We start from the raw sequence: 8,102 nt of genomic DNA, 5'->3' as shown, positions 1-8,102 counted from the left end.
CATGAAATTATGTGTGCAGCGGGTTTTTGGTTTGGTTTACTCTTGAGTTTGCTTGCCGGCTTCGATCCAGTCTTCCACGTTCCACACTTTGGTGGCAAGACCGTCGTAGAAATCCGGTTCGTGGCTGACGAGAACGATCGTGCCTTTATAAGCTTGCATCGCACGCTTGAGTTCGGCTTTCGCATCGATGTCCAAGTGATTCGTCGGTTCATCGAAGATCAGCCAGTTGCTTTCTTCAAGCATCAACTTACATAAACGCACTTTCGCTTGCTCTCCGCCGCTCAATTGGTTCATCGGGCGGCCGATGTGTTCGCTCTTCAACCCAGTGCGGGCAAGGGCGCCGCGCACTTGCCCCTGATCCATCGAAGGATACGCATCCCAGATTTCATCGATCGGGCGGTGCGTCGGTGCTTTGACTTCCTGCTCGAAATAGCTAGGCGTCAAGTATTCGCCGCGAATGACGTCGCCATCAAGCGGCTTGATTTTGCCAAGCATTGTCTTTAGCAAAGTCGATTTCCCCACTCCGTTCATGCCGACAAGCGCAATTTTTTCACCGCGTTCAATCATGAACGACAACGGCGGCAACAGCGGCTTGTCGTAACCGATGCGGAGCGCTTCTGCTTCAACAACGTAACGGCTTGGGCTGCGCGTTTCCTTGAAGGCGAATTGCGGTTTGGCCGCCATTTCCGGTTTTTCGATGCGATCCATGCGGTCCAATTGCTTCTGGCGGGATTTTGCGCGTCCGGTAGTCGAAGCGCGTGCTTTGTTTTTCGCGATAAAGGTCTCAGTTTTTTTGATCATGTCTTCTTGTTTTTCGTAAGCTTCAAGATGCTGCTTTTTCGCCAACTCAGCAAGCTCGATGAACTTTTCGTAAGACGCAGTGTAACGGTTTAAACGTGAGAATTCCAAGTGGAAAATAACGCCTGTTACCGAGCTCATGAATTCCGTATCATGCGAGATCAAAAGGAAAGCATGCGGATAGTTTTTCAAGTAATTGACGAGCCATTGGATATGTTCTTCATCCAGATAGTTGGTCGGCTCATCCAGCAGAAGCACTTTCGGTTTTTCCAGCAATAGCTTCGCCAATAAAAGCTTGGTGCGCTGGCCGCCTGAAAGCGATTCGACGTTGCGTTCAAGTCCGATGGCATCGAGCCCGAGCCCGCGTGCGATTTCATCGACTTTGACATCCAATGTATAAAAATCACCGGCATCGAGCGCATCCTGCACTTCAGCCATCTGCTCGAGCAAAGTTTCGAGCTGTTCCGGATCGGCTTCGCCCATTTGCATGGCGATGTCATTCAATTCTTTTTCTTTTTCGTAAAGTGGCAAGAAGGCATCCTGCAAAGTTTGGCGGATGGTGCGTCCTGGCGCGAGTTGCGTATGCTGGTCCAAATAGCCGTAATGGGTCTTCGGCTGCCATTCGACTTTGCCGCCATCGTGAATTTGCTTGCCGGTCAAAATATTCATCAATGTCGATTTGCCGACGCCGTTTGCCCCGACGAGTCCGACATGTTCTCCTTCGACTAACCGAAACGAAATATCATTGAATAAGGTACGGTCACCGAATGTGTGGCTTAGGTTTTCTACTGTTAATAAACTCATTTATGTGTTCCTCCACTTTCCATAAAAAAAACCGCGGTTAAAGTTCCGCGAGTTTTTTGTTTAATTCCGCAAGACGCTGTTCCATTTTTTCAAGCCGTTCCTCGGCTTTGTCGACCATTTTTGTGTGGCCGGTCGTTTCTAGTTTTTCAATATCACCCTGTTGGCGTACGTAATCGCTCTTCAGTTCGGCGATGGCGTATTCGATTTCCTGCTTGTTCAACAAAATCACCCTAGTTTTTCTCTGTATTGTACCACAAGTAGAGAAAATTTAAATGGATACGCTCGGCTTCTCGCTTTCATTGCGCACTACAACTCCTTTATAATAACAAAAAATGAAAAAAGGAAGTGAGATGCCATCGACAGTTTATTGTTCGATATCATGTTAATTATTTTCCTCGGCGTTCTGTCACAATGGATCGCCTGGCGTCTCCGCCTTCCAGCGATTGTGTTGATGTCGATTGCCGGGTTGTTGATAGGCCCTATATTCGCCGTGATTTCCCCGGAAGAAAGTTTCGGGGATTTGTTCCGGCCGCTTGTGTCGCTTGCCGTTGCCATCATCCTATTTGAAGGCAGCTTGAACTTGAATTTCAAGGAGATCCGAGGGTTCAATAAGCCGGTGTGGCGGATCGTTACATTCGGCGCTTTGCTTGCCTGGGCGGGAGGCACTTTGGCTTCCCATTATGTCGCCGGCCTTTCGTGGGCGGTGTCATTTGTCATCGGTGGCTTGTTCATCGTAACAGGGCCGACTGTCATCATGCCGCTGCTTCGCCAAGCTAAACTAAAAGCCCGTCCTGCAGCTTTATTGAAATGGGAAGGCATTATCGTCGATCCGTTCGGTGCATTATTGGCTTTGTTTGCATTTCAATTCGTGTTATTTGCAGAAGGGGATGTCACAGCGGCTGCATTCGGCCTGTTCTTCTTGGCTTCCTTGTTCGCAACGGTCATCGGTGCCGGGGCAGGCCTTGGAATGGGCTGGATGTTCGAACGTGGCCAAATTCCGGAATTCCTTAAATCGCCGATGGTATTCGGCGTCGTGCTGTTGACATTTGTCATCTCGGATATCGTGATGCACGAAACCGGCTTGCTTGCAGTAACCGCAATGGGGATGGTCATGGCCAATATGAACATCTCCTCCATCAACGATATGCGGCATTTTAAAGAGACGATGTCCATCCTGTTGATCTCCAGTGTCTTCATGATGCTGACGGCTTCACTCAGCATGGATGTGCTGTTTGAAATCTTCAATTGGTCAATCATTTCATTTGTCTTGGTCATGTTGTTTATCGTCCGGCCCTTGTCTATCTGGTTGTCGACCATCGGCACCGACTTGAGCTGGCAGGAAAAAGCCTTGGTCGGCTGGATTGCCCCTCGAGGCATTGTTGCACTGACGGTTTCTGGTTATTTCGCCAACGTCTTATTGGATGCCGGGTTCGAGGACGCGGAACTTCTGACCGCGCTAACCTTTGCGCTCGTCTTTTCTACAGTAGTTGCACATGGATTTTCCATTACGTGGGTCGGCCGCAAATTGGGCTTGGCCTCAGCGGAAGATCCGGGGATTATCATCATCGGGGCCAGCAGGTTCACGACTGCGATGGCGAAAGCCCTTTACGATATGGATAAAAACGTGCTGCTCGTCGATGATTCCTGGGGCCGCTTGCAAAAAGCGCGTCAAATCGGCATCAAGACTTATGTCGGGAACATACTTTCTGAGCACACGGAATACGAAGTGGATTTGACGCCTTACGAGAAAATGATCGTCGCGTCGGAGACGGATTCGTTCAACGCGCTGGTCGTCAATAACTTCGTGCCGGAAATGGGGCGCATCAATTTGTTCCAGACGGCGCTTCACCAAGGGGATCCTGCTGATTTCCATTCCTCATTAAGCGGGCGGATCCTTTTCACAGAAGATTGGAATATTCACGTGCTTGATGAGAAAGAAGAGCAAGGCTACGCCATCCGTTCCACAAAATTGACTGAGCGCTTCACTTATGAAGAATTCAATAAGAGATGGTCAGCCAATACGATTCCGTTATTCATTGAAACGGCGCAAGGAAACATCGAGTTCTTCACGTCCGATAAAGTGCTGGAACCGAAGCAAGGCGATACCGTTATTAGCTTCACTGGGCCGGAACGGGATTCCGACCGCATCCAGGAGCGCTTGGAAACAAAACGCATCAAAAAAGATTCTCAGACTAAAGAATGAAATCTTTCATTATAAGCCCTATCGATACGCACGGGGAATGTGTCTTTGCTATGATAAACAATAGCTGCAGGATACACTGCACCAGATCAATCAATAGGAAAAAGGCAGTGGAAACCGCTGCCTGCTTATACGTAGTCAAGGAGGATTCAGGATCATGAAGATTTTATTAGTGGATGGAACGATACTTGGGCGCAAGACCGGCGCTGTATTGGAACAGGTCAAAGTCTATCTCGAGCGAGAGAATCCGGAGATGGAATTGAGCATTTTGAGCATGAGCGAGTATGAACATCAATTTGTCGATGGCCGCCCGAATGCGGAATACAACGACAGCATGCGTGAGATGGTTCAGCGGTTTGAAGACGCGGATGGTTATATTATGGCCTCGCCAATTTTCCAAGGCTCGATTCCAGGCGTCTTGAAAAATGCATTCGATATGCTGCATCCGCGGACGATGCGCTATAAACCGGTGTCAATCGTCGCGAATGGCGGCACGTATCAGCATCACTTGGTCATCGAGAATCAGCTGAAACCGATTCTTGATTATTTCCGTTGCCTCGTGACGCCGAACTACGTCTATACGCATACCAGCCATTTCGATGATACGAACGCCATCATCAATGACGATGTCCATGACCGACTGCGCGAACTTGCCCGGGTCTTTGTGCAATACGCAGAAATGAGCACTCATCTTTCGAAAGAAACACTCGATATCGATGATCACTAAAAAAACCTCCCTCGGGAGGTTTTTTTACGGCCAGAATAACAAGCTTAGTTGGAAAAAGGCATAAGGCCAATCAAATGCGCTTCCTCCACAAGACCGGGGAGAAGATGCTATACTAGACGCTGTAGAAAAGGGGTTTTAACTTATGAAATCAGTAGTTCTTGCAGAAAAGCCATCCGTCGCGCGCGATATTGCGCGAGTTCTTGGATGTTCTCAAAAAGGAAACGGTTTTTTGGAAGGCAAACAATATATCGTCACGTGGGCACTTGGCCATTTAGTGACACATGCACAGCCGGAACAATACAATAATGACTTGAAGGAATGGAAGATGGAAAGCCTGCCGATTCTTCCGGAGCCGTTCAAATTGGTGCCGATCAAACAGACCATGAAGCAATACAATGCGGTCAAAGCGCAGCTAAATCGCGGAGATGTAAAGGAAGTCATCATCGCGACCGATGCAGGGCGCGAAGGGGAGCTGGTCGCCCGCTGGATTTTGGAACAAGCGAAAGTCAATAAGCCGGCGAAGCGGCTATGGATTTCCTCTGTCACCGATAAAGCGATCAAAGACGGTTTCCAAAACCTGAAAGACGGCAAAGCATATGAAAGCTTATTCCAGGCGGCGGTCGCCCGCGCAGAAGCTGACTGGGTCGTCGGGATTAACGCGACGCGTGCCTTGACAGTGAAGCATAATGCCCAATTATCGACAGGGCGCGTGCAGACACCGACGCTCGCGATGATTGCGCAGCGCGAACAGGATATCCGCAATTTTCAACCGAAGCCTTATTACGGTCTTCAAGCAATCAGTGATAAAGCTTCATTTACTTGGACGGACGGGAAATCGGCCCAGAGTTTCGACAAAGAGAAAATCGACCGTTTATTCGCCAAGCTCGATACGGCGAATAAAGGCAAAGTGACAGACGTCAAAATCACGCCGAAAAAACAACCGGCGCCACCATTGTTCGATTTGACCGAATTGCAAAAGGAAGCGTATAAACGCTATAGCTGGTCTGCCAAAGAAACGCTCAATACTTTGCAGAACCTTTATGAACGCTATAAAATCGTTACCTATCCGCGGACGGACTCGAAGCATTTAACGAGCGATATGAAAGGCACCTTGAAAGAGCACATCAAAGCGGTGCAGGTAGGGGAATATCGTTCGCTTGCAAACACAGCATTGAAAAGTGCAGGGGTTCCGCAAAAAGGCGTCATCGACGATGCCAAAGTATCGGATCACCATGCCATTATCCCGACTGAAGAAACACCGATGCTCCATGAATTGAGTGACAAGGAATACAAGCTCTATGATATGATCGTCCGCCGGTTCCTCGCTGTATTTATGCCTCAGCACGAATACGACCGGACGACCGTCACGCTAGATGTCTCTGGTGAGACCTTCCAGGCAAAAGGCAACACGATCCGCAATGAAGGCTGGAAACGTGTCTATAAGGATGCTGACGAGGAAGGCGAGTCGACTTTGCCGCCATTCGAAAAAGACCAGACCGTCGAATTGAAAGGCATCACTTTGACGGAAGGCAAAACCAAGCCGCCTGCATTCTTCAATGAAGGAACCTTGCTCGGCGCGATGGAAAATCCGGCCCAATTCATGGCAGGGGAATCGAAAGAACTGATCCAGACATTAGGTGAAACTGGCGGCCTGGGCACTGTCGCCACGCGAGCAGACGTCATCGACAAGTTGTTCAATAGCTTTTTAATTGAGAAAAAAGGCAAGGACTTGACGATTACGTCAAAAGGGCGCCAGCTATTGGATCTTGTCCCTGAAGATTTGAAGTCGCCGAAATTGACGGCGGACTGGGAAACGCAATTGACGAAAATCGCCAAAGGCCAGCTGAAGAAAGAACAGTTCATGAAAGAAATGGTCGCGTTTTCGAAAAAATCGGTCGCTGAGATCAAATCGAGCGACCAAAAATTCAAGCACGATAACATCACCGGCAAAATGTGTCCGGATTGTGGCAAGCCTTTACTTGAAGTGAACGGCAAGCGCGGCAAAATGCACGTGTGCCAAGACCGCGAATGCGGATTCAAGAAAAATGTCTCGATGCAGACCAATGCCCGCTGCCCGAACTGCCATAAGCGCATGGACATGGTGGGAGATGGCGACAATAAAATGTTCGTATGTAAATGCGGACACCGTGAAAAATTGTCTGCATTTGAAAAACGCAAAAAAGCAGGACAATCGAAAGCGAACAAGAAAGATGTTAATAAGTACTTGAAGAAGCAAGATGAGCCGCCGCAAAACACGGCAATGGCTGATGCTTTGAAGAAGTTGCTCGAGCAAAACGACTAACAGGAGGGGGCAAAGTGGCGAAAAAAGCAGCGAAAACCAACGCCGCTCGCATATTGGACCGTGAAAAAATCGATTATCAGCCGCTTCAGTACAGCACCGATGATGGGAAAATCGATGGCGTATCGGTGGCAGCGAAAATCGGGGCACCTGTAGAAACTGTCTATAAGACGCTCGTGGCGGTGGGGGCTTCGAAGAACCATTATGTATTCCTAGTACCCGTCGCCGAAGAGCTGGATTTAAAGCTGGCTGCAAAAGCCTGCGGGGAAAAGAAAATCGAGATGATGCCGGTAAGAGAGATTTTGCCGCTCACGGGTTACGTGCGTGGAGGCTGTTCTCCGGTCGGCATGAAAAAGCCGTTCAGGACATTCGTCGCCAAACAAGCCGCCGAGTTGAATGACATCATCGTTTCTGCCGGAAAGGTCGGGGCGCAGTTAAAACTGGCGCCAGGAGACCTAGTGAGAGCAACAAATGGGGAACTTGCGGAATTAACGGCAAAGCCGTAAGTTTTTCCATCTGCTTTTTGGGCTTATAGGATTCAGAAGAAAGAAGGATAGAGGATGAAAGTTTCTATGTATTACCGGTGGCTGTTTTTCCTATTTGGCATGATGCTGCTTGGCCTCGGCATTTCGATGACCATCAAAGGCGACCGATTGGGCATTGGGCCCTGGGATGTTCTGCACGTCGGTTTGTATGAAAACTTTGGCCTGACCATCGGCTCTTGGTCGATCATTGCTGGATTTACATTAATCAGCACCACTTCTCTTGTCAGACGGAAATGGCCGCAATTTGGCACATGGCTAAATATGCTGTTAATCGGTTTGTTCATTGACTTATTCAATTTTATCATTCCGGATATCCATTCCCTGGCTGGCCAGATTTTGATTTTTACAGCTGGCATTATGGTGATGGGGTATGGTGTCGGCCTATATGTAGCACCGAAAATGGGGGCCGGGCCGCGTGATGATTTGATGCTGATCTTGGTGCAGAGAACAGGCTTCAGCGTCAGTACGGTCCGGACGTCCATTGAAGTAGCAGTGGCGCTGCTTGGCTGGCTACTTGGTGGGCCGGTCGGCATTGGAACAATCGTTATTGCATTATTGGTCGGCCGGGTGGTACAGGTCTCGCTCGGACAAAGCGAGGCCTTGTTAAAGCGGCTCATTTTGAAGCATCAAGCGGAATTACCGCCAACTCTAAAGATATGAGTATTGAAGACCCGGTGGCTGCCGGGTCTTTTTTGCAATTATAGGCAGTTTGAAACCTTGGTGGTTGAA

The 8,102-nt window shown here is 48.9% G+C and carries 7 protein-coding genes; 5 read left to right on the top strand and 2 right to left on the bottom strand.

The window, feature by feature from the left end; genetic code table 11:
* Positions 1-36: 36 nt before the first annotated feature.
* Complete coding sequence (locus KTG14_RS08960; RefSeq protein WP_121298478.1) at positions 37-1,602, bottom strand: ABC-F family ATP-binding cassette domain-containing protein; 1,566 nt, start codon at positions 1,600-1,602, stop codon at positions 37-39.
* Between the two features lie 37 nt (positions 1,603-1,639).
* Positions 1,640-1,822 (bottom strand): SE1832 family protein, encoded by a 183-nt coding sequence (locus KTG14_RS08955; RefSeq protein ID WP_068465777.1) that lies wholly within the window; start codon positions 1,820-1,822, stop codon positions 1,640-1,642.
* Between the two features lie 159 nt (positions 1,823-1,981).
* On the opposite strand from KTG14_RS08955, the gene KTG14_RS08950 reads away from it, so the two are divergent.
* From KTG14_RS08950 to KTG14_RS08930, 5 genes are all read left to right on the top strand, one after another.
* Positions 1,982-3,805, top strand: a complete 1,824-nt coding sequence (locus KTG14_RS08950) for a cation:proton antiporter (protein ID WP_216970614.1) — start codon at positions 1,982-1,984, stop codon at positions 3,803-3,805.
* A 154-nt stretch (positions 3,806-3,959) separates the two neighbouring features.
* Positions 3,960-4,529, top strand: a complete 570-nt coding sequence (locus KTG14_RS08945) for an NADPH-dependent FMN reductase (RefSeq protein WP_216970604.1) — start codon at positions 3,960-3,962, stop codon at positions 4,527-4,529.
* Between the two features lie 142 nt (positions 4,530-4,671).
* Entirely contained in the window at positions 4,672-6,831 is a 2,160-nt protein-coding gene (locus KTG14_RS08940; RefSeq protein ID WP_216970603.1) for a DNA topoisomerase III, read from the top strand.
* Between the two features lie 14 nt (positions 6,832-6,845).
* Entirely contained in the window at positions 6,846-7,334 is a 489-nt protein-coding gene (ybaK, locus tag KTG14_RS08935; RefSeq protein WP_216970602.1) for a Cys-tRNA(Pro) deacylase, read from the top strand.
* A 54-nt stretch (positions 7,335-7,388) separates the two neighbouring features.
* Positions 7,389-8,033 (top strand): YczE/YyaS/YitT family protein, encoded by a 645-nt coding sequence (locus KTG14_RS08930; RefSeq protein ID WP_216970601.1) that lies wholly within the window; start codon positions 7,389-7,391, stop codon positions 8,031-8,033.
* Positions 8,034-8,102: the final 69 nt, after the last annotated feature.

The organism is Planococcus sp. CP5-4_YE, assembly GCF_019042655.1.
Taxonomy (GTDB): domain Bacteria; phylum Bacillota; class Bacilli; order Bacillales_A; family Planococcaceae; genus Planococcus.
The sequence above is the reverse complement of the archived record's forward strand: the minus strand, read 5'-3'. Positions and strand labels throughout refer to the sequence as shown.